Genomic DNA, 21,958 nt, shown 5'->3' with positions numbered 1-21,958 from the left:
ATTTTTATCTATTTAAAAAACTTAAACTATTTAACGGAAAACAACAGGTTCCTGATCTCACTTCCAGCTTCCAGCGTTTTTTCATAATTTTGAAGAATGGAGATGACATATTTAATCGTAGGTTTTATAACCGGTGCCTTATTAGGTGCCGTTATTTTATATTTTATGCTGAAATCTTCAATGGTTTCAAGGGCTTCTTATGACGAGGTAAACAATTTATATATAAGAAAGAATTCTGATCTGGAAAATATCAATCAAAAAATCCAGGAATTATATCAGGACATCAATCATGAAAAAGATCAGAATCAGCAACAATCAGATCTTCTCAATGATCTTAAAAATGAATATGCAAAAATTTCCGCGGAATATTCATCTTTAAATAGTCAGTTTCAGGAACAGAAACAAATTATTTCCAAACAAGCCTCGCAGCTTGAAAGCCTTCTTACGGAAAAGCAGCATTTATATGCGCGTAACTCTGAACTTTCGGCAGTGAATGAAAATTTACAGAAATCACTTCAAACCCAGAAAGAAGAAATTATTAAGATTCAGGAAGATTCAAAGGTTCAGTTTGAAAATTTAGCCAATAAAATCCTCGAGGAAAAAGCTGAAAAATTTACTACTCTGAATCAAAATAACCTTAAAACTATTCTTGAGCCTTTTCAGGAAAAGATCACTGATTTGAAAAACAGGGTAAATGAAGCTTATGAAAAAGAAAATAAGGAGCGTTTTTCGCTGGCTGAAAAAGTAAAAGAACTGGCGGAGCTCAATCAGCAGATTTCCGAAGATGCAAAAAAACTGACCCGGGCCTTAAAAGGAGAAAGTAAAACACAGGGAAACTGGGGAGAAATGATTCTTGAAAGCATTCTTGAAAAATCAGGACTGGTTAAAGGAAGGGAATATTTTCTAGAACATGAGCTGCGTGATGAGGATAATAAGGCGTTATTTTCAGAGTTTTCAGGAAAAAAAATGCGCCCGGATGCGGTAGTAAAGTATCCTGATGAAAGAAATGTTATTGTGGACTCCAAGGTTTCCCTCACTGCCTTTACAGAATTAGTAGACGAAACCGATCCTGAAATCTACGCCATCAAATTAAATCAGCATCTATCGTCCGTAAAAAATCATATCTCTCAATTAAGCCAGAAGGCTTATGATGATTATGGCAAATCTTTAGATTTTGTGATGATGTTCATTCCAAGTGAACCGGCCTATATTGCAGCAATGCAGGCCGATCAGAATTTATGGAATTTTGCTTATGACAAAAGGATCCTGCTTTTAAATCCAAGCAACCTGATTACTTCCTTAAAACTCATTGCAGATCTCTGGAAACGAGAATATCAGAACAGAAATTCTATGGAGATTGCAGACCGGGGGGCCAGATTATATGATAAGTTTGTAGGTTTTGTAGAAAACCTTGAAAAAGTAGGTAAAAATCTAGATCAGGCCAAAAATGTTTTTAATGATGCTTATAAACAGTTATCTACCGGAAATGACAACCTGATTATCCAAACACAAAAACTTAAATCCCTGGGAATAAAAAATAAAAAAGAGCTTCCTCAAAGCCTTATTGATAATAGTGAAAATATAACCAGCATAGAATAATGATCAAATGAAAAAAACACAAATTATTTTTGCAATAAGCCTTGTTATATTCTTGATTTCTTTAACACAAGTAGCTGTTTACACGCAAGGGCGTGAAACCGATGCTTCTAACTGCTTTCTTTTAGGATGGCTTGAGCTAGAAAATAACATTGCCTGGCTAGCCAATCCTTTATTATTCATTTCCTGGCTTGCCCTACTTTTAAAACAGGTTAAAGTATCTGTTATTTCCAGTCTGATCGCTTTCTGTCTGTCATTATTTTATTTTTCATCAAAAACGATAATTATTGATGAAGCAGGTAACGAGTCTGCCATCATTTCTTTTGGTGCAGGATATTACCTGTGGGTTACCAGCTGTTTGTGTATGGTAGTTGGAAGCAGTATTCTTTTAAACTCATCTAATAAAGGAAAACATGGTAAGCTTTTCTAAATACAGCTACTAAATTTTAATATTTCTCTTTCTCATCTTTTTTCAGTTCTTAGGAAACAAAAACCGATCAATAATTTCCATAATTTTGCAGCATGTTAATAGAAAGTTTTCAAAACGATAAAATCAAGAATATTACTAAGCTTCTTACAGATAACAGATTTCGTAAAAAATCTAAAATCTTTGTAGTAGAAGGCCAACAGGAAAATGAAAGGGCTCAGAAATTTGATTTTGAACCGGTCGAATTTTATATCTGCGAAAAAATTTTCAAAGGAGAAACCCCTCTTGGGAAGGTATTTTATGTCAGTGAAAAAGTATATGAAAAAATTGCATATAGAGGCACTTCGGAAGGGATCATTGGAATTTATAAAGCCAAAGAAGCTGACCTTTCCTCTTTTAAACCTAAAAAGGATGCAACTGTAATTATTGTTGAAGGAATTGAAAAACCAGGAAACCTTGGTGCTATTTTAAGAAGTTGCGAGGCCTTTGGAATAGATGCACTGATTATTACAGATGCAAAAGCTGATTTCTATAATCCTAACGTGATCCGATCAAGTGTCGGATGTCTTTTCGGAATGGAAGTATTCCAGGCCGGGAATGAAGAAACCCTTGATTTTCTGAAAAAGAATCAGTTCGGTATTTATACAACCATTATGGACAAAGACTCTGAAGATCTCTACAAAAGGGATCTGACCCAAAAGTCTGCAATCTTATTCGGAACCGAGCATTCGGGTTTAAGTGATTTCTGGATTGGAAAAGGGGAAAATACATTAATTCCTATGGCAGGAAGTATAGATTCTTTAAATCTTAGTAATGCCGTAGCCATTACGTGTTACGAATCCCTGAGACAGAAAAAGGAATAAGGAAGATAATATATATAATAAAAAAAACCGCTTCGCTGAGCGAAACGGTTCTTTTATTTAGTAACATACTAGAATTATTTCTTAGCAGCGTCTTTAACTTCTTTAGCAGCTTCTTTAGTTGCATCTTTAGCAGCATCAGCAGCTCCTTTAGCAGCATCAGCAGCTCCAGCAGCAGCACCTTTAGCAGCGTCAGCAGCAGCAGCAGTAGTTGCAGCAGCAGCACCTTTAGCAGCGTCTACAGTAGCAGTAGCAGCAGAATCAACAACTTGAGCAGCAGAATCAGCTACAACAGCAGCAGAATCAGTAGCAGCAACAGCAGCAGAATCAGCAGCACCTTCAGTAGAAGTAGCTTCAGTTTTTTTACAAGCAACTAGAGAGATTGCAGCGATAGCAGCTACGAATAACGACTTTTTCATAATAAATTAAATTTAATTTTGTTAATATTGTTTTATAAAATTTTCTTTCGTTCTGTTATTTGAACAAGACAAAGGTAGAGCAGATAGAAAGTTTGTCTATGAAAAATAATTGTAATACCTTTGTAAAACAATTTTACAAATAAGTACAACTGATAATCAATAACTTAATCACTTTATATAAACTTGACAGATTTAGATCTATTACACTTTGAGCAGCTGAAAAGGGATGTACAGGCTCAATATTTAGAAGAATACACTCCTTCCTATGATGATATTTCTAAATGGAAAGGGATTGATATTATCTATTTTCAGGAGGATCTTCGGAAAAAGGCGAAGGGAAACATCAGCGAAAAATCATTTTACACCTATTTCAAGAACTCACCGGTAACAAAATTGCCTAGGATAGACATGCTCAATTTATTGAGTATTTATGCGGGATACGACTCATGGTACGAGTTTAAAAAGCAACATCTTTTTGCAGGAGAATTATTACAGGATGAGAAAGATCTCAGCGATGAAGAACTGCAGGAATTGGAAGAAACGATCAATCAGCTACCTTCAACTCCAAAAAATGATGATCAACCACAAAAAACGCCTATAAAAGGGCTAGAAAATGTTGATTTACAAAAATCAAATACTGAAAATCAAACAGTTAACCAAAATCAAAATTTCAACACTTTATCCGATACAGTTTCCCCTGAACCGGAAAAAAAGTTCATGAAAAAGAATGCCTGGGCCATGATAACCTCTATTTTAATTATCATTACCGGAGTTTTAGGCTTTAAGGATGAAATTTTCTCCAAAGAGTATAAATATTGTTTCACAGATGCAGACAGAGGGGTTGCGGTAATCAATACCTTAGAAATAAAAGTATTTAAAGAAAACGAATCCCCAATCCTGTTTAAAATTAACCCGGGAGAATGTTTCAGGTACTCTACTAAGGATAAAATTCTGAAAATGCAGATCACAGCACCTTTCTACGAACCTCTAACTGTTAACAGAAGCCTGGAAAACGCCCCTGAGGAGGAAATGATCGAAATGAAGCCGGATGATTATAAAATGGCGGCTTATTACTTCTCTATTAAGGATGTAAAGGGAGGAAATCCGGAAGAACAATTTGCCCTGATCAAACAAAAAAGAAAACAGTTAGAAAATTTAATCAGCAACAGTGCCGTAATTTATCAGGTATATGATAACGATACGTATGGTATAGAAACTTTAGACAAACAAAAATATATTACCCTCGTGACGACTCCTACAACATCCCTGAAAAATCTAAAGGTGATTGAAATGAAAAAGGATGATAAGGGAAAAATAATATCTATTAAATTTAAAATTGCAAATACTGATGAAAAGAATAAATAAATTTTTAATTGCCTTATTACTGATAACAGCTTTTATTTCCTGTAACAATAAGAAAAGCGAGGTAAGTGATCTGGATAAATTGAGGAACAGCAATAATACAAAAACCTATCCGGCAGTTCAGATGGACAGTATGCAGGCTATTAATTCTATCACCAAGCAGAAGGTGCAGGAGCTTTTAGACTTATCTACATTATACCTGTCAGGAAAAAGAAATACGGAAATTGATACGGTAATTTACTCCCAGATGGAAAGCTATTTTCACAAACCGGACAGCCTTACGTTCAAAAATCTTTTCAGGGAACTAGACAGCTTAAAGGTGAAGTCCGTGAAAGTAAATAACCTGGAAGTACATAAGGACTTTTATAAAAAAGACACTTTGGATTATGCAAAATTCAATGTAGAGTATTTCGACGATAAGAACAGATCACTTGGAACTTTTGAGAAAAACGCTCAATACACCCTTATGTCAAAACCAATAAAATTCAAAAAAGAATTCAAATTTTACTTTTTAAAATTCTATTCCTCTCCTGTAAAGAAAGACAGTACCTCAGTAGGAGTAACCAAATAATCTAAAGGAATATCATTTTCCCAGATATCATCTATAATCTCATTGGGATTGAAGTAATTCACCCCGATTTTTTTTGGTTTTCCGTAAAGTTCCTGAAAAAAGCTGTCATAAAAACCTTTTCCATATCCTACCCTATTTCCTAAACCATCGCAGTAGAGAACAGGGGTTATCACAAGGTCAAATTCCTTTATGCCGGAATCCTGATTGGAAACAGGCTCTGAAATCCCCCAGGAACTGGTTTCAAACAGGGAGTCTTTACATATTTCAATTGAAATAAGCTTCTGATCAACAACTTTCGGGACGAAAACACGAATGCCATTGTTTAAGAAATACTCAACAAAAATCTGAGTATTGATCTCATTAAACTTTGCAATAGGAAGAAAAATATGCACCTTCTGACCTGGGAATGGCTTAAAAAAATTAACAAAATTTTTGAAAATCGCTTCAGATAACAAGAAAACCTCATCAGATGACAAGGTTTTTCTTTTTTGCATATATTCTTTTCTAAGTTCGGACTTCAGCATTTGTACTTCTATTCTTATTATACACCTTCCGAAGGTTGTCCGATCTTATATAATTTATCTGACAAACGAATTCTAAAAGGAATTTCAAAAGTAATCTGATCTCCTTTTTTTGCCGTTTCATTTGAGCTTCCATTCACATAAATCTCAGTAATCGTCAATTCCTTTTCACCTGTTGTGGGTCCTGAAATCAATACTTTGTCACCCACGGTAAGTTCTTTATTTTCAATCAGGAATTGTCCGATCTTTGATTTTGAATAATAATGTTCTGCTTTCCCAATCAATACTTTTTTAACCGCTATTTTTTTGCGGATATCTTTGGTTTCGGCTTTTGCTAAAGGTTTAGCAGGTAAATCACCGAAATTCTTAAATTTCAAAGCATCGGATTTACCTTTTCTGAAAACTTTGTTTCCTACCTGTAATCCTTTCCTTAATTTCACCTGTTCTTCCATTGGCAAATGTATGATATCCAAACACTCTGTAGAGCAGCAGTTTTCCATTGCCGCTTTACATTCATCACATTGGATAAAGAGTAGATGACACGCATCATTGGAACAATTGGTATGATTGTCACAAGGCTTTCCACATTGGTGGCACTGTGAAATGATATCATCTGTAATTCTTTCCCCTAAACGGTGGTCAAATACAAAGTTCTTACCTATGAATTTACTTTGAATCCCTTCTTCTTTTATCTGGCGGGTATATTCAATAATTCCACCTTCTAGCTGGAACACGTTTTTAAAGCCCTGATGTTTAAAATAAGCACTGGCTTTTTCACAACGGATCCCGCCGGTACAATACATCAACAGGTTTTTGTCTTCTTTAAAATCCTGTAATTGCTCATTGATAATCGGTAAGCTTTCTCTGAAGTTTTCCACATCAGGTGTAATAGCCCCTTCAAAATGACCGACTTCACTTTCATAATGGTTCCTAAAATCAACCACAATGGTGTTAGGATCCTCAAGCATATTATTAAATTCCTGAGCTTTTAAGTGAACCCCTTTATTGGTAACGTCAAAAGTATCATCATTTAATCCATCGGCAACGATTTTATGTCTGACCTTTATTGTTAATTTTAAAAAAGAATGATTGTCTTGCTCAACAGCTACGTTCAAACGAATTCCTTTCATAAATTCATACACCTCCAGTGTATCGCGGAAAGCCTCAAACTGATCTGCAGGAACGCTCATCTGAGCATTGATTCCTTCGTGAGCAACATAGATACGCCCTAAAGCATCAAGTGCATTCCAGGCTATAAATAATTCGTCGCGAAATTTTTTGGGATCTTCAATTTTGGCATACGCATAGAAAGACAATGTAAGACGTTCTTTACCGGCTTCATCAATAAGTTGAGCTCTTTCTTCTGCGCTTAAGGTGTTGTACAGTTGCATGCTATAAACGTTTTAAGTGAGAAAAATTTTTGCAAAGATAATCATTTTTTCTATTAGCCCTATTCTCGGTTTAAAACACTATCTTTAATGGTGCTGAAGAAAAAGATTAATAAATATGGTAATTTGTTGTATGAAAATACAGATAATTTAACCTTTGTGACAATACAACCATCTATATGTCATATTGTCTTTAATAAATTTTTAAGTTTCGTTAATTGAGATTTCATCAATTATCAGTAATACCATAAAAATACCGTATTCCTGTTAAATTTTAGTTAAAGTTGAAACACATTACACTAATTGCACACCTATTTAGCATTAAATTTGTTTACTGTAAAACTAGAATTAATTAATAAAAAATAAAAGAAGATATACAATGAAGAGTACTTTAAAAAAACTATTACCATTTGCTGTAGTAGGAGTTATCTCAGGAGCTACTACCGTTGGCACGATACAATATTTCGGTCACAATGCCAACAACGGAGACCAATCTTATTTTACTAAATCTGCCAATACTTCTTTCGCTGGAATGAATACGGCAGCTACAGGAGATGATTTTGTAAAAGCCGCAAAAACAACAGTTCCTGCTGTAGTTACCATTAAAAATTACCAGACCAGGACTTCAAGCAGAGCGTCGGAGCAGGATTTATTTGATTTCTTCTTCGGAGATCCTTTTGGAGGAAGAGGCGGACAACAAAGACAGAAACAACAACAGATTCCGGACAACATGCCTTCAGGGATGGGTTCAGGAGTTATCATTTCTCCGGACGGGTATATCATTTCAAACAACCATGTTGTAGCAGGTGCCAATAAATTGGAAGTTGTTTTAAGCAATAAAAAGTCATATATCGCTACATTAGTAGGAACCGATCCTAATACGGATATTTCCTTATTAAAGATAGAAGAAAAGGGACTACCCTATTTGAATTTTGCTAATTCAGACAACATTGAAGTAGGGCAATGGGTTCTTGCTGTAGGTAATCCGCTTGGGTTGAACTCTACGGTAACTGCCGGTATTATTTCTGCAAAAGGAAGAGGAATCGGCATTCTTGGATCACAAGGAAAAGCAAGTAATCCGATTGAAAGTTTTATCCAGACAGATGCTGCCATTAACCCTGGAAATTCAGGAGGAGCACTTGTAAATGCCAATGGCGACCTGATCGGGATCAATTCGGCCATTCAATCTACCACAGGTTATTATCAGGGATATGGATTTGCAATCCCTTCTAACCTGGCAAGAAAAATTGTTGAAGACATTAAAAAGTTTGGAATTGTACAGAGAGGATTCTTAGGAGTTGCTTCTTTAGACCTTTCAGATGATCAGCAGGTTGCTATGTACAACAAGCAGAAAAAAGCCAACGTTAAAGTAGGTTCCGGAGTTTATGTTACAGAAGTTACGGACAACAGTGGTGCTGAAAATGCAGGAATCAAAAACGGAGATATCATCACTAAAATAGACGGAACATTAATTACAGACTTTGCAGATCTTTCTATGGCGGTAGGAAGCAAACGTCCTGGTGATAAAGTTCAGGTTACTTATCTGAGAAACGGTAAAGAAAATGTGACTACGGTTACTTTAAAAGACCAGAAAGGAGGAACTTCTACGAGAACTAAGGCTGACCTTAGCGTTACAGAAAAAATAGGATCTGAATTTGAGCCATTAAGTGACTCCTTTAAAACCAGCTACGGACTAAACAGTGGTGTTATCGCTAAAAACGTATCAGAAGGAAGCGAAATGGCTAAAATAGGAGTTGTAGATAACTATATCATTATAGAGATCAACGGTAAGCCTGTAAACTCACAAAAAGATGTTGAAAAGATCCTTGACAAGTATCAGGGAAATGTTCAGGTGAAGTTTGTGGATGAATATGGAAGAATCTATACAAAAGGTTTCAAAATGCCTTAATCAATAAAGAAACTATAAATAAAAAAACGCTGCAAATGCAGCGTTTTTTTTATTTTGTTTTATTCATTTTATCAGCAATCCTCTTTTTCTTATTCCTCTCATAAATAACTTCTACAATCTTACCTCCGATCCAGGAGAAAGGGAAAAAGGTAAGAAATATGGAAATTTTATAAAATGTAGGATGGTAAGGAAATATAATAACATCCAGCATTGCTATGAACAGCATGATAAAACCAATGAGAATAGCATAGGCTACTTTAGCATATTTTACAATAATCGCGGTTGCCACACCTCCTATTGTTGTTCCTAAACCGGAAATAAACAACAGAAATCCAAAAAAGGCTCCGTCATTTCTCATGCTGTACAGAAATCTCTGCCAGTGTTCAAAAGGAGCAAAAGCATCAAAAGTAATCCACTGCGGAAAAGCTCTTATACCAAGAGTAATAATAAGCCCTGCAATACCAAGACCTACCAACACCGCAAATGTATTTCTTATAAAGCTCATTAATCCTGATGTGCAATCATCGAAATTTCAATATCAACATTCTTAGGCAGGCAAGAAACCTGTACCGTTTCACGAGCCGGATAGCTTTCTGCATCCAGATAAGATGCATAAATATCATTCATCACAGCAAAATCATCCATACTCTTAAGAAATATTGTCGCTTTTACAACGTTTTTAAAAGTCATCCCAGCTTCAGTAAGAATTGCCTCAAGGTTTTTCATTACCTGATGAGTTTCTTTCTCAATTCCTTCTACCAATTTACCTGTTGCAGGATCTACAGGAATCTGACCTGAAATATATAAAACTCCGTTAGCCATATTTGCTTGTGAGTAAGGTCCGATTGCTGCAGGAGCATTAACTGTGTTGATTATTTGTTTCATATGTGGATATTTATTTTTTTATCTATACTATCACCATTTGCTTTATCCCTCTTCCGGGACTTTAATGGATTCAGCAAAATTTATTTTGGGTGCAAATATAAAATTTATTCTCAAAACTCCACCTTATATTAGAAAGGTGCATTCGGTTGGGTAAAACTTCTATCCTTATATTTAAGTGCATCACTCAAAATATTAGCTTTTATCCCTATAAAAAAGTCATATACCTTATATTGTCCGAAAGGAACCCAGTTAAAATTAATCGTAAAACTTCGCTGATCCCTGGAGAACCCTATCCTTGTATATGCCAACTGTTTGGTGATCATATCGTAGTGTGTACTCCCGTTAATGTTCCAATAAGGAGTAAGCTTAATACTTCCATCCAATCCTACTGAAGCAATTTTCGTCCCAAATCTGGATAAGTTTTTGGAATAAGCGTAGTTTGCATTAACATTCAAAGTCCATGCCTGATCAAAATGAGCATAATGATCATCATCGAAATAATAATTTTCATTTCTTATTTCTCCTTTAGACTGGTATTTTTTAGCATAATCTGTTTTAGCTCCAAAGATCTCACTGCTTAAAGGATATGACACCTGAATATTGAACCCCTGTACACTAAATCCCCCAAAACGTTCAGTCCTGATACCAGTATCTGATCCCGGAACAAAAAGAATTTTATATGGATCTAATGACAGGCTGGTATTAACACTTAATTTATTCTCAAAAAATGAAGATTGTCCGTTAATTGAGAAAATTGACCATGGATGGTCTTTAGCAGCAAAATTATAACTTCCGGAAAGATTTAATGATTCGAAGATTTTTATTTTCTTCACTCCTGTAGAGTCTTTCTTAGACTTTACCTTCATTTCAATGTTATTCCCTATATTAAAACCTAATGATCCTTGCATACCACTTGTAGGCGATCCTACAATCCCACCGTCAAAAATAGAATAAGGAGTTAAAGCCCCGTTGGCATCATAATAATTCTTATAGTACCCGAATCCAGGTTTTCCGAAGTCAGGAGAATAAGTGAATCCGATACTTGGGGTCATCATATGCCTGATGGCTTCTATTGCAGATCCTTTTTTGAAATTAAGCATTCCGTATAATGTAGTCTGTAAACTCGCTGTACTTGAAAAATAAGAATATCCTGCAATCTGCTTATTCACCTGGTCTACCACTTTATTAGAATTGTTGCTTAAAGGATCATAATATCTGGTAAGGGTCTTTGTTGTCAGGGCATTATTAATTGTAGTTCCTAAACTGAAGGTAAAATATTTAGCAACGGTGGTATTCGTCCCTAAAGTAATATTATTCGTAAGACCTGTTTGAAGCTTATCCCACATAGCCTTAGTAAATAGCTCCCCTTCGTTTGTTGTCACAAAGTTTGTTAAATTTAATCCGGTATTTACCGTAATATTTTCCAGAAGACCTTGTCTTACTCCTGTTTTTGATTTAAATAAATAAAATTGATTGATTGCAACGTTCATTTGCGGCAAACGAAGATCTGCCAATCCGGTAGCAAAGTTCTGTGAATACGATGCCGTTGCCGTAACAGTAGCAGGAAGTTTTAAGAACCTTTTAGTCACTGTAACGGTCGAGTTCTGCTGGGTATTCAATACGTTCTGATTGAATATATAGTTATTGTTGATGGTATTATTATAGAATTTATTACTTACGATATCTACCGATGCAGAAAATGTAAGAAACGGATTTGCTTTTGTATCCTGCGTATGCCTCCAGGCAATCCTGTATGTACTGCTTCTTGAATAATCATCCAATCCTTTAATTCCTCTGATGGTCGTTCCTATATCAGCGGTGAAATTCCCCGAATACCTATATTTCTTTACATAGTTCATTTCCGGTCTCACGTTCCAGCTTCCTTTCGTATAAATGTCAGCAAGGACTTTCATATCAAAATGGTCTCCAATGGGCTGATAATATCCGATGCCATTCAGGAAAAACCCTACATCCTGTCTTTCCCCGAAACTGGGGATCAGGATACCTGCAGACCTTTTACTGGAAAACGGTAAAATAGCAAAAGGCATAATTAGAGGTGTAGGCACCTGCTCTATATACATTTGTATCGGTCCTGTAATAATCTGGGATTTTTCTTTGGTTTTTACCAGTTTGATATTGGAAGCGAGCAAATGGTAATCTGCAGCTGTATCTTTTTTCTTCAGGAAATACTCATCTGTAGTATATAATGCGTGTCTCATTGCAAAAACGGAATCATTATACTTTTTCGTTTTATTGGCAATGATTACCCCTTCACTCTCTTCTGTTCGTGCGTTATAGGCAATCGCCTGTCTTGTCTTATAATTATAATTGAACTGATCCGTTTCATACTTTTTCCCGGCCTGGGTAGTAAGTACAGGTTCTATAATCTTCTTTCCTAAAGAATCCTGCTTTCCACGGGCATAGATCAGATTCTTCTGCTCATCAATAGAAATATAATCCGCATCAATCTGCATATCCTGATATTTTACCTGAGCTTTTTGGTTCAGGTATATCATTTTTTTAGGGAAATCTCTCCGGATATTATCTGCTTTTGTCATAAGAACATCATCTAATGATTCCTTCTTTGCAACAATGGTATCCTTTTTGGAAATAGTATCATTAATTACCGTATTTTTAGGCAATTTTTCAGGAGTTTTCTGTGCTAAAAAATTGTTAAAAATTAGGATAATTAAAATTTGTAATATATTTTTGAGGACGGTTTTGGCCAATTTTATTGTATGTAATTAAGGCTCAAAATTAATATAATTTTTAAAACTGTAAGATGTACAAACAAAAATTTAAAATAATTTTATCATTTATCCTCATTCTTTTGAGCCAATTTATTTTTTCACAAAAAAAATTTACGATCGTTTTAGATGCAGGACATGGAGGGAGTGATTCAGGGGCGAAGAGGACTTATAGTGATATTGGACTTCTTGCTGAAAAAGATGTAACCCTTTCAGTTGTCCTAAAATTAGGAAGGATGCTTGAAAAAAATAAAGACTTTAAAGTAATCTATACCCGCAAATTTGACGAATATCCTTCTCTTTCCGACAGAACCAATCTCGCGAACAGAAGCAAAGCCGACCTTTTTATCTCGGTACACTGTAACTCGGCACAAAGATCTTCAGCTTACGGAACAGAAACCTATGTACAGGGGCCTGACCAAAATGACACCAACCTGGAAGTTGCCAAAAGGGAAAATGATGTGATCTTTCTTGATGAAAAAGACAGACAGACCTTTGGTTCCTATGATGCCAGCTCTCCGGAATCTCTGATTGCATTAAAGCTTCAGCAAAGCAAATACCTGGAATCTAGCTTATTATTCGGTGGATTGGTAGAAGATAACTTTGTAAATAAAGACAAAAGATTTTCAAGAGGTGTTTTCCAAAAGAACCTGCACGTTCTTCGTATGAATGCAATGCCTTCCGTACTTATTGAGACCGGATTTATCAATCATGCAGAAGAAAGTCACTATTTAGCCTCGGACAGAGGACAGGAAGAGATTGCAGAAAGTATCTATCAGGCGATTATCGATTATAAAAAAGCAATTGACAGAAAGTCAGGAGGTCCTTCTATGATCGCAACCAAAAAGCCTGAACCAGAAAAACCTGTAGAAGTTGCATTAAAAAATGATTTCAGGATACTGCTAATGAGCTCCCCTACTAAATACAATGATGGAGATCCAGCTCTTAAAGGATTGAATTACATTCTTCCTATCAAAGAAAACGGACTGTACAAATATTATTATGGAGTAACGAATATGGCTTCCGTAAAAGATATTAACCTTAGAACAGCCAAAGATGCCGGATTCAAAAATGCATTTGCCGTAGGATTTATGCCTAACCAAAAACTAAGTACCGGATACTATACGATAGAGGTATATGTAGGAGATAAATTAAATGGTAACTCATTTATTCTCCAGACCCTGAAAGACGTGGAAAGGAATAAAGAAAGTGGAGTTTTCTACTACACTTATGGAAAAGTATACACATTGGAAGATGCTGTGAAAATCCAGAAAGAGCTTGAGACAAAGGGCATTAAGAATACTATCATACAAAAAGTTTACAGATAGTGTAAAAAATAATTTTGAAGTTAAGAAGTTAATTATTACTTTTGCAACCTCAAAATTTGGCCTATTCGTCTAGTGGTTAGGACTCAAGATTTTCATTCTTGCAACAGGGGTTCGATTCCCCTATAGGCTACCAAATTTGATATCATGCCGGATTTAAAAATTCAAGAAGCAACATTGCTTTTTAAGAAGATCCACTCTAACCCAAAAAGTTACGACTTGAAAGTTAATGAAGATGGGATAATAGGCAGAGATGACAAGATAAGTTTCAGACTTTACAGGTATGGAGAGAGGGTAGCCTTTGAAGTAACTATAGATGGACTAACTTTCACCAATACTACTGGAGAATGGAACAACGCAATGATAATGTTGGGAAATATTATCAAGAAAATAGATAAGGAACAAGAAAATTTTAAAATAGAACAAGCAATAGACAAACTGAGAAAATATTTATCTGAAGAAAATTGAAATTATTTAAAAATAAATTTGGCAGATAAAAAAAAAGTTTTTACTTTTGCACTCACATTTGAACGATATGGCAAATCATAAATCAGCATTAAAGAGAATTAGACAAAACGAAGTTAGAAAAGTTCGTAACAGATACTACCACAAAACTGCTAGAACAGCAATGAAGGTTTTGAGAAATGAAGAAGACAAAGCTGCTGCTGCAGAGCAATTGCCAAAGGTTATCTCTTTGTTGGATAAATTAGCTAAGAAAAATATTATCCACAAAAACAAGGCTGCTAACTTGAAAAGTAAATTAACTAAGCACGTTAATAAATTAGCGTAATACGGATAGTTGGCCCGTTCGTCTATCGGTTAGGACCTCAGATTTTCATTCTGGTAAGAGGGGTTCGATTCCCCTACGGGCTACTAATAAGAGTTGTAAACTTATAAAAACAAAAAATCTAACACATTAAGATATCTTAGTGTAATGGTAGATGGCCCGTTCGTCTATCGGTTAGGACCTCAGATTTTCATTCTGGTAAGAGGGGTTCGATTCCCCTACGGGCTACAAAAGCTGCAAACAATGTTTGCAGCTTTTTGTTTTATAGTCCCTCTCATTCATAAAGACGAGATTTTTAAAAATTTATTTATATATCTCTTTGCAATATATACTATAAGTCCTACCTTTGCAGTCATCAGATGATAAGATGTATATGACACAGATCCAAAAAAAGACATTAGCTCAGGAAGTTGCAGAAAGACTCACCGAAGGAATACTCAATGAGACTTATTCAATCGGTGATCAGCTACCTACGGAGCCGGAACTGATGAAAGTATATGGTGTGGGACGCTCGAGTATTCGCGAGGCTATTAAAATACTATCCATTAAAGGTGTATTAAGTGTACAGCAAGGTGTAGGTACATTTGTGGTTTCAAAAAATGTCCAGGAATCTCTGGAAACCCAGATGAGCAATGCAGAAATTGAAGAAGTAGAAGAAGTACGATCTCTGCTGGAGTCAAAAGTTGCTGCAAAAGCAGCTCTCAATCATACGGAAGCCCAACTGAAAACCATAAAAGAATATCTGGATCTGAGAAATAAGTTTGCGGAAGAAAATATGGCACTGGAATGTTACCAGGCTGATATCAATTTCCATTTATCCATAGCGGAAGCGTGTGGAAATAAACTCCTGAAAGAAATTTATAAAATAGCCAGCAGACAAGTCCTCAGAGTCTTTGAAAGCAGCCATAAAAACAATACTGAAGCATTCAGGATTTCACAGAAATTGCATGCGGAACTCTATGAATATATTAAGAACAGAGATGCGGCTAATGCGGCTCTTGTTGCTGAAAAAATAATTCACAAACTATTATAAAAAAAGATTTTCTATTAACAACTTAAAATTCATCAGATGACAAGATGAATTAAAACTATTATTCTATGGACACTGTACAGACAAAAACAATTGACACCCATAAGATTGTTTATCCCATTCTCTTTATGATCAGCTTTTCTCATTTTTTAAATGACCTGATCCAATCTACAATTCCTTCCTTGTATCCCATTCTAAAGGGAGAGTTTAAGCTGTCATTTTCCCAGATTGGTATTATTACCCTGGTGTTCCAGCTTACCGCATCTATTCTACAGCCCTTTGTTGGTATATACACAGACAAAAAACCTAATCCAAGGTCACTGGCTATAGGTATGGCGCTTTCCATGGCAGGATTATTACTCCTTGCGGCAGCACATGAGTACTATGTTATTCTCATTTCAGTTGCACTCATCGGAATGGGATCTTCCGTTTTTCATCCTGAGGCTTCACGGGTTGCCCAACTGGCTTCCGGTGGCCAGAAAGGGCTGGCCCAGTCTATATTTCAGGTGGGAGGAAACTCGGGAAGTGCAATCGGTCCCTTATTAGTTGCACTTATAGTCCTTCCCTTAGGCCAGGGTTATGTGGGACTATTTGCTATAGCTGCTTTCATTGGTATTATTGTTTTATGGAGAATTGGAAACTGGTATGCTGAAAGGCTATCCATAAGAAAGACAGTAAAACATTCAGATATGGTCGTACACATAGATCTTTCAAGAAAAAAAGTAATATTCTCAATTACTATCCTTTTAGCCCTTGTATTTTCTAAATACATCTATCTGGCATCAATGACCAATTACTTCACATTTTTCCTTATTGATAAGTTTCATATTTCAGTAAAGGATTCCCAGTTGTATTTGTTCATGTTCCTTGCAGCAGTTGCAGTAGGAACGATCCTTGGTGGCAAACTGGGTGATAAATACGGCAGAAAGAAAATAATCTGGATTTCTATCTTGGGTGCTGCTCCTTTCACGCTTTGTCTTCCTTATCTTTCTTTGATGTGGACAGTTATTTTTGCAATTCTTATCGGATTGATCATTGCATCCGCTTTCTCTGCTATTCTGGTTTACGCTACCGATCTTATGCCGGATAAAATCGGATTAGTAGCCGGGTTGTTTTTCGGATTCATGTTTGGAATGGGAGGTATAGGATCTGCTGTTCTGGGGGCGGTAGCAGATGACACCAGCATAGAATATGTATTTAAAATATGTGCTTTTTTACCTCTTATGGGTATTATTACCGCATTTTTGCCTAATATAAAAGGAACAAAAAAACACTGATTATAATTATAAATTTGGTAAATGTAATCCCCCTTTATACATGGTAAAGGGGGATTATTTTAGTCTCATTTTCAATAGATTATACATTAAGCCATCGTTAATTCTTAATGAATTTTTTCCACTATAGGTAGAATTAAAATACATAATACAATATTTGACATCCCTTTATAGATAAGGGATTACTTCATTTTCAACGACTTGCTTAGGTTAAGGAAAAATTAAAAATCATTATTAAATCACATAAATATGAAATAAATACATTATCGTAACCTTTTTTTTTGTAATTTTAAAATTCTAAAAACTAATTTCTAACATATGAAAACAAATCTATTCGCAGGCCAAAGCATGACGAAAAAAGTAGTCTTGGCTTCTTTACTATTGTTCCTAATGAACACAATGTCTTTTGCACAACTTAACAAAGTGTACGCAAGCAGTCAAACAAACCGGGCATATGGTATCTGTGTTGCTTGTTTTGTACAAAATCCAGAAAACGCAGTAGGCAGTAACGAAAACGACTACTCTACCCTACTTGTTCCTATTGGATTATTAGGAAGAACAGAACAGACTCTGATTTTCCCTACGTCCAATATCATTGCTGATACGAATAAACTTGTCATTGGTGTTGGTACAGATCAATCTATTCTTACTGCACAATTAATAGGTGGATTATCTGTAGAGACATTTCTTGGCGATGTTTCCAATAATGATTATATGAACATCTTTGATGATGTGCTTAAGTTGGGCGGTACAGATGCAAGTAGAGGAGCTCTTGAACTTACTATGAACAAACCTTTCGACCGTGTGAAAATAAGCCTTAACTCAGGATTGCTTAACCTTAATGGAGGTTTCCGTATTTATTACGCTTATCAGTACAAAGATCCACACATCAGTTTAATGGCATACAGCAAGAATGGTCAGGTTACCCTTGATGGAAATGTACCTTTCGAAGGATCTGATGTTGCATTAATCAATACATCAGGAAAAGAAGTGTATCGTTCAAAACTAAAATCAAAAACGTTTGAATCTACACTACCGGAAGGAGTTTATATTATGACCCTTACAACAAAAGAAGGAAAAATATACTCTCGTAAAATCATGATTAAATAAAAAAACATGTAATAACAACATGTGAAAAATACGGCAGGCTAAAAGCCTGCCGTATTTATTTGTAATCAATTTAGAATAATAATGATCATTCTGTCGCTGAATATTTTCAACTCTGCTAGAGTAAGCGTTCGGGTAATCAGTTAAAAAACGGATATATAATCTGTTTCATGGTATCTTACAAAAGCCCTTAATCTATATAAAAAACCCTCTATCACATGATAGAGGGTTTAATGTATAAACTATTCTTTAAGAATTTAATTCTTAATAAATTTTTGTTGATAAACTGCCTTGTCAGTAACCACCTTTAGAATATAGATCCCCTTAGTAAGAGTGCTTACATTGATTTGTCCATTACTGAACTGAGTAGGAATAATTTTTCCGGAAGCATCATATACCACCGTATTCAATACTTTATCTTGAGTTTTAATATTAAGAACATCTGTCGCAGGATTAGGATAAATTCCCAATTCAAGCTTTCTAACGTCTGCTGTTCCTAATGTAGACAAATTAGCATTTACTACAAGTGATTTTTCCACAAGCTTTCCATTTGAATTAAAGCTTATAACAACTGTAGAAGTTCCCGTATTTTGTGGTGTTAATACCAACTCATCATTTGTATTAATCACAGCATTTACAACTCCTGAATTACTATTGGACTTTACAGTTTTTACAATAGCTAACGAAAGGTTATCAGCATCAGAAACCACTGTTTTAAGGTCGATGGTAGTCGTACTGTTCACTGTAGTTTGTGATGGGAATGTACTTTGTACAACTGGAGCAATAGTATCCGGGAACACGGTAACCGCAGGAAACCAATAATAATCATTTAATATTTTAGTATTGGTAAGAGCTCCTGTACTACTGAATGTATGTACCCAGTTTTTCTGATAGTGTGCTCCATAACCACTTTCTGTTGTATTCAAAATCAATTCATCCGTAACAGGATTTACACGCAAAGCAGCTCCATAAGGAATCTGCTTGTAAGTTCCCGTTTGTCCTGGAATTGCTGCAAAGCTTTCGTTAAATGTTTTATTGGTAACATCAAATTTCACAATCTGGCTACCCGAAGAGAATGCATTAATTGAGTTGATCCAGTACAGCGCATTTTGTTTGGTACTATACGTCAATCTTCCGGCATACCATGCTCCCCAGTCTCCAATGTATTTAGTGGTAGGAATAGCATAATCTGTTGTTACAAAAGTAGTAGGATGGATATTCACCAATTTCTGTTGCTGAATCGCCCAAACACTTCCATCTTTAGCCTGCACAATTGAATAAAATGCACCTGCAATAGTCTGAACAACAGCGTTGGTATTCGGATTGATCACAAGAATCCCCCCGTTTTGTGTCACAGCAAATACATATTGCGATGTACGAATCATATTCCCAATCTGGCCTTTAACATTAGTTTCGGGCACTAAAGTTCCAACCTGCAAATTATCAATATCAAATAAAAAGATTCCGGTAGTGGTCCCAATATATCCCTTATGTTCATTGACACCCAGGAAAAACCTTCCGTCTCCTCCTCCAATAGTATTAAATCCAGCGATCTTTTGCATGGTAGTGGCATTCGCTACAACAAGTCTCCCTCCAGGTGTATATTGTGTATCACCTCCATCAGCAGCCTGTTTCGAAATAAAGTAAAACTTATCACCATAGATCGTTCCATACTGTGTAGTAGCTCCGAATGCTTCATTATTATTTTTGTCACTATATATTCTATAGTTGATCTGTCCATTATTATTTACAAAATTAACAGAGCCATTGGTATGCCCATACCAATCTTCATTTACCATAAAATAGCCATCTGTAAAAGTTGCCGGTGAAGCATAAGCGGATACTGGTGTTAATGTTGTAGAAATCGGCTGATCAACCATTCCCGGATAAAAATTCCAAAGATCCCATGCTCCGTTTTCTAAAGTACGGCTGCTGGCACCTAAACTAGAATATCCAAAATCGGTATCTGTAGGATTCTTCACCCAATAAGACCAGTATCCGGTAGTCCAGCCAGACTTCCAGTGATCATTAGCCGCATCTATCGCTGTATAATCATCAAAATCATATGCTGTCGTATTGACGATACCATTTAAAGGATACAATGGATATGTTACATTGTTATTCTTGTATAATCCATTGGTCCCTTGTCCGTTCAGATCAAAACCAAGTCCTCCGATCGCTGTTCCGAAAGTAGTTCCCTGATACAGCAAAGAATAAAAACGGTGGTCCGCTTTAGCAATGGCCTTTAGCATATCCTCTCCTGTAGCATTTCCATCCCACTTAAATCCCCAAACTAAAGCATCAGGATTTTTTCCATCATTCCATTGGACAACAAAAGCCGCCTTTTTAGAACCCGTCCCCACCCAGTACTGAATATCAGAAAAACTGGTTACGGTAGTTGTTGTTTTCAGCCCATTTTTATGTACTGAATTTTGTTTGATGTCATTTCGGGGCACGCCCTGAACTGTGATCTGTGCATTCGTGAAAAATGCAAAGAATAACAGTAATGTTAAAAGATAGATCTTTTTCATTTTTAAATAAATTTATTGTTGAATTTTATTTTATGTATAAATCGTACGCTCCTGCTACTTCCGTAGACACTTCTCCCAGCCAGCCTGCTTCCTGATTGATTCCCGTATGCACTTTTACAAAATCGATCCCCGGAAGCTTTACATATTTTCCGCTCTTATCTACAGCCCAGGAAATATCAATATTGGATGCCTCATCATTATTCGGAGCGTTATCCGCGTATCCAAAGTCATATGATTTACCAATCCAATAAGACCCATTTCCACTCTGATCGTAAAAATTGTTTTGTAATCTAGTTCCTGACAAGCTGTAAGAAGCATCAGAAATCCATAAAGGGAAATAGCTGTGGTCATGGAACCCGTTTTTGGTTTTAAATCCGGTATTTCCCTGGTTATCCTGCCATTTAATATATTCGATATCAGTTTGCCATGGCTCACTTCCGGGAACAGGAAGTTTAGTTTCATTGGGTTTGAAATAAGTGATGCTGTAATTCTTTACGGTTGTATTTTTAAAATATTCGCTTCCAGCAATTTCGTACCATTCATTATCATCAGGTTTCCCGTTTTTATTTCTGTCATAAGCCACCATAATAATTCCCGGCTCACAAGAACCCGAACGTGGATCGTTAGCATTATTTCCCCAGAAAGCATTTCCAAGAATCTTAAAATCCCGGCCGTTCATATTTGGAATCGTATGATCAAACCCAAAAACAACATAGCCCCCGAATCCTCCTAAACTGATCATTGTGGAATTTGAGCCGATTAAAGATTCCCTGGCTTTTTGCAACATAGTATTGGCTGTATTTCCAGCAAGATATTCAGGAATTTCATTGGTAAACTGTCCTATTGCAGGGCGGAAATCCAGTACACTGGCAATATATTTACTGTAGGAACCCGGCTCCTTATTTACAATAATGGTAGATTGATATGTTTTCACATTTCCATTTTGTTCTATTTTCAGTGTCAGTGGATATGTCTTCGCGTAAGGGCTGATAAAATCGAGTTCAGATCCTTCAGAAATAATGGAATCTTTAATACTCCAGGTGAGTTTACCAGGAACATTTGCGGGAATATTCAGTACCTTAAAACGATTGATCGTGTAAGACTCTTCCAATCCCTTAAATGAAGACTCTTCATCTCTGTCACTTTTACATCCTGATATTCCGGTTAAAAGAAATATAACCAGTACAGCAGGTATTATTTTTAAAATTTTTCTGTCCAT

The 21,958-nt window shown here is 35.9% G+C and carries 20 protein-coding genes and 3 tRNA genes; 15 read left to right on the top strand and 8 right to left on the bottom strand.

Annotation, left to right across the window (positions count from 1 at the left end):
* Positions 1–96: 96 nt before the first annotated feature.
* From rmuC to ACNFU2_RS16005, 3 genes are all read left to right on the top strand, one after another.
* Positions 97–1,599 carry a DNA recombination protein RmuC gene (rmuC, locus tag ACNFU2_RS16015; RefSeq protein ID WP_373428016.1) on the top strand — a complete coding sequence of 501 codons (1,503 nt, stop codon included), beginning with the start codon at positions 97–99 and terminating at the stop codon, positions 1,597–1,599.
* A 7-nt stretch (positions 1,600–1,606) separates the two neighbouring features.
* Positions 1,607–2,026, top strand: coding sequence for a hypothetical protein (locus tag ACNFU2_RS16010; protein ID WP_306613500.1), 420 nt, complete (start codon positions 1,607–1,609; stop codon positions 2,024–2,026).
* A 92-nt stretch (positions 2,027–2,118) separates the two neighbouring features.
* Positions 2,119–2,886, top strand: coding sequence for a TrmH family RNA methyltransferase (locus ACNFU2_RS16005; protein ID WP_306613497.1), 768 nt, complete (start codon positions 2,119–2,121; stop codon positions 2,884–2,886).
* A gap of 74 nt (positions 2,887–2,960) precedes the next feature.
* Here the strand turns inward: ACNFU2_RS16005 and ACNFU2_RS16000 are convergent, their stop codons facing one another.
* Positions 2,961–3,302: a hypothetical protein gene (locus tag ACNFU2_RS16000; RefSeq protein ID WP_172284597.1), complete on the bottom strand. Its 342-nt coding sequence runs from the start codon at positions 3,300–3,302 to the stop codon at positions 2,961–2,963.
* Between the two features lie 183 nt (positions 3,303–3,485).
* On the opposite strand from ACNFU2_RS16000, the gene ACNFU2_RS15995 reads away from it, so the two are divergent.
* Both ACNFU2_RS15995 and ACNFU2_RS15990 read left to right on the top strand, forming a co-directional pair.
* Complete coding sequence (locus ACNFU2_RS15995) at positions 3,486–4,667, top strand: hypothetical protein (RefSeq protein ID WP_306613494.1); 1,182 nt, start codon at positions 3,486–3,488, stop codon at positions 4,665–4,667.
* Entirely contained in the window at positions 4,651–5,235 is a 585-nt protein-coding gene (locus ACNFU2_RS15990; protein WP_172284601.1) for a hypothetical protein, read from the top strand. The genes ACNFU2_RS15995 and ACNFU2_RS15990 overlap by 17 nt, the downstream gene beginning before the upstream one ends.
* Here the strand turns inward: ACNFU2_RS15990 and ACNFU2_RS15985 are convergent.
* Positions 5,184–5,729 (bottom strand): 5-formyltetrahydrofolate cyclo-ligase, encoded by a 546-nt coding sequence (locus tag ACNFU2_RS15985; protein ID WP_418122289.1) that lies wholly within the window; start codon positions 5,727–5,729, stop codon positions 5,184–5,186. The genes ACNFU2_RS15990 and ACNFU2_RS15985 overlap by 52 nt on opposite strands.
* A gap of 47 nt (positions 5,730–5,776) precedes the next feature.
* A complete protein-coding gene (locus ACNFU2_RS15980; RefSeq protein ID WP_418122287.1) occupies positions 5,777–7,147 on the bottom strand; it encodes a rhodanese-related sulfurtransferase in 1,371 nt (456 codons plus the stop codon).
* Positions 7,148–7,523: 376 nt separating this feature from the next.
* Between ACNFU2_RS15980 and ACNFU2_RS15975 the strand changes: the two genes are divergently transcribed.
* On the top strand, positions 7,524–9,053 hold the full coding sequence (locus ACNFU2_RS15975; RefSeq protein WP_172284607.1) for a trypsin-like peptidase domain-containing protein: 1,530 nt from the start codon (positions 7,524–7,526) through the stop codon (positions 9,051–9,053).
* Between the two features lie 49 nt (positions 9,054–9,102).
* Here the strand turns inward: ACNFU2_RS15975 and ACNFU2_RS15970 are convergent, their stop codons facing one another.
* The 3 genes from ACNFU2_RS15970 to ACNFU2_RS15960 form a co-directional block, all read right to left on the bottom strand.
* Positions 9,103–9,558, bottom strand: coding sequence for a hypothetical protein (locus ACNFU2_RS15970; protein ID WP_172284609.1), 456 nt, complete (start codon positions 9,556–9,558; stop codon positions 9,103–9,105).
* A complete protein-coding gene (locus tag ACNFU2_RS15965; protein WP_045491236.1) occupies positions 9,558–9,938 on the bottom strand; it encodes a RidA family protein in 381 nt (126 codons plus the stop codon). Before ACNFU2_RS15965 ends, ACNFU2_RS15970 begins: the two co-directional genes overlap by 1 nt.
* Positions 9,939–10,066: 128 nt before the next feature.
* A complete protein-coding gene (locus ACNFU2_RS15960) occupies positions 10,067–12,667 on the bottom strand; it encodes a putative LPS assembly protein LptD (RefSeq protein ID WP_172284611.1) in 2,601 nt (866 codons plus the stop codon).
* A 53-nt stretch (positions 12,668–12,720) separates the two neighbouring features.
* Here ACNFU2_RS15960 and ACNFU2_RS15955 point away from each other — a divergent pair, with 53 nt between their 5' ends.
* The 9 genes from ACNFU2_RS15955 to ACNFU2_RS15915 all read left to right on the top strand — a co-directional run bounded on the left by ACNFU2_RS15955 (position 12,721) and on the right by ACNFU2_RS15915 (position 18,211).
* Entirely contained in the window at positions 12,721–14,013 is a 1,293-nt protein-coding gene (locus ACNFU2_RS15955) for an N-acetylmuramoyl-L-alanine amidase family protein (protein ID WP_172284613.1), read from the top strand.
* A gap of 58 nt (positions 14,014–14,071) precedes the next feature.
* Positions 14,072–14,146, top strand: a tRNA-Glu gene (locus tag ACNFU2_RS15950).
* 11 nt (positions 14,147–14,157) lie between these two features.
* Positions 14,158–14,478, top strand: a complete 321-nt coding sequence (locus tag ACNFU2_RS15945; protein ID WP_172284615.1) for a hypothetical protein — start codon at positions 14,158–14,160, stop codon at positions 14,476–14,478.
* Positions 14,479–14,545: 67 nt separating this feature from the next.
* Positions 14,546–14,800: a 30S ribosomal protein S20 gene (rpsT, locus tag ACNFU2_RS15940; RefSeq protein WP_273650527.1), complete on the top strand. Its 255-nt coding sequence runs from the start codon at positions 14,546–14,548 to the stop codon at positions 14,798–14,800.
* 11 nt (positions 14,801–14,811) lie between these two features.
* Positions 14,812–14,883, top strand: a tRNA-Glu gene (locus ACNFU2_RS15935).
* Between the two features lie 70 nt (positions 14,884–14,953).
* Positions 14,954–15,025, top strand: a tRNA-Glu gene (locus tag ACNFU2_RS15930).
* Between the two features lie 145 nt (positions 15,026–15,170).
* The gene (locus tag ACNFU2_RS15925; RefSeq protein WP_418122283.1) at positions 15,171–15,830 is read left to right on the top strand and encodes a FadR/GntR family transcriptional regulator; all 660 of its coding nucleotides are present in this window, start codon (positions 15,171–15,173) and stop codon (positions 15,828–15,830) included.
* Positions 15,831–15,895: 65 nt separating this feature from the next.
* On the top strand, positions 15,896–17,104 hold the full coding sequence (locus ACNFU2_RS15920) for an MFS transporter (protein WP_306613484.1): 1,209 nt from the start codon (positions 15,896–15,898) through the stop codon (positions 17,102–17,104).
* A gap of 315 nt (positions 17,105–17,419) precedes the next feature.
* A complete protein-coding gene (locus ACNFU2_RS15915; RefSeq protein WP_306613482.1) occupies positions 17,420–18,211 on the top strand; it encodes a T9SS type A sorting domain-containing protein in 792 nt (263 codons plus the stop codon).
* A 254-nt stretch (positions 18,212–18,465) separates the two neighbouring features.
* Here ACNFU2_RS15915 and ACNFU2_RS15910 read toward each other — a convergent pair whose 3' ends face one another.
* Both ACNFU2_RS15910 and ACNFU2_RS15905 read right to left on the bottom strand, forming a co-directional pair.
* Positions 18,466–20,739: a DUF5074 domain-containing protein gene (locus tag ACNFU2_RS15910; protein WP_418122280.1), complete on the bottom strand. Its 2,274-nt coding sequence runs from the start codon at positions 20,737–20,739 to the stop codon at positions 18,466–18,468.
* Between the two features lie 25 nt (positions 20,740–20,764).
* Entirely contained in the window at positions 20,765–21,958 is a 1,194-nt protein-coding gene (locus ACNFU2_RS15905) for a cell surface protein (protein ID WP_306613478.1), read from the bottom strand.

It is taken from the genome of Chryseobacterium sp. PTM-20240506 (assembly GCF_048296755.1).
Lineage (GTDB): Bacteria > Bacteroidota > Bacteroidia > Flavobacteriales > Weeksellaceae > Chryseobacterium > Chryseobacterium proteolyticum.
Note: the sequence above shows the minus strand (reverse complement) of the source record. Positions and strands in the feature narration are given on the sequence as shown.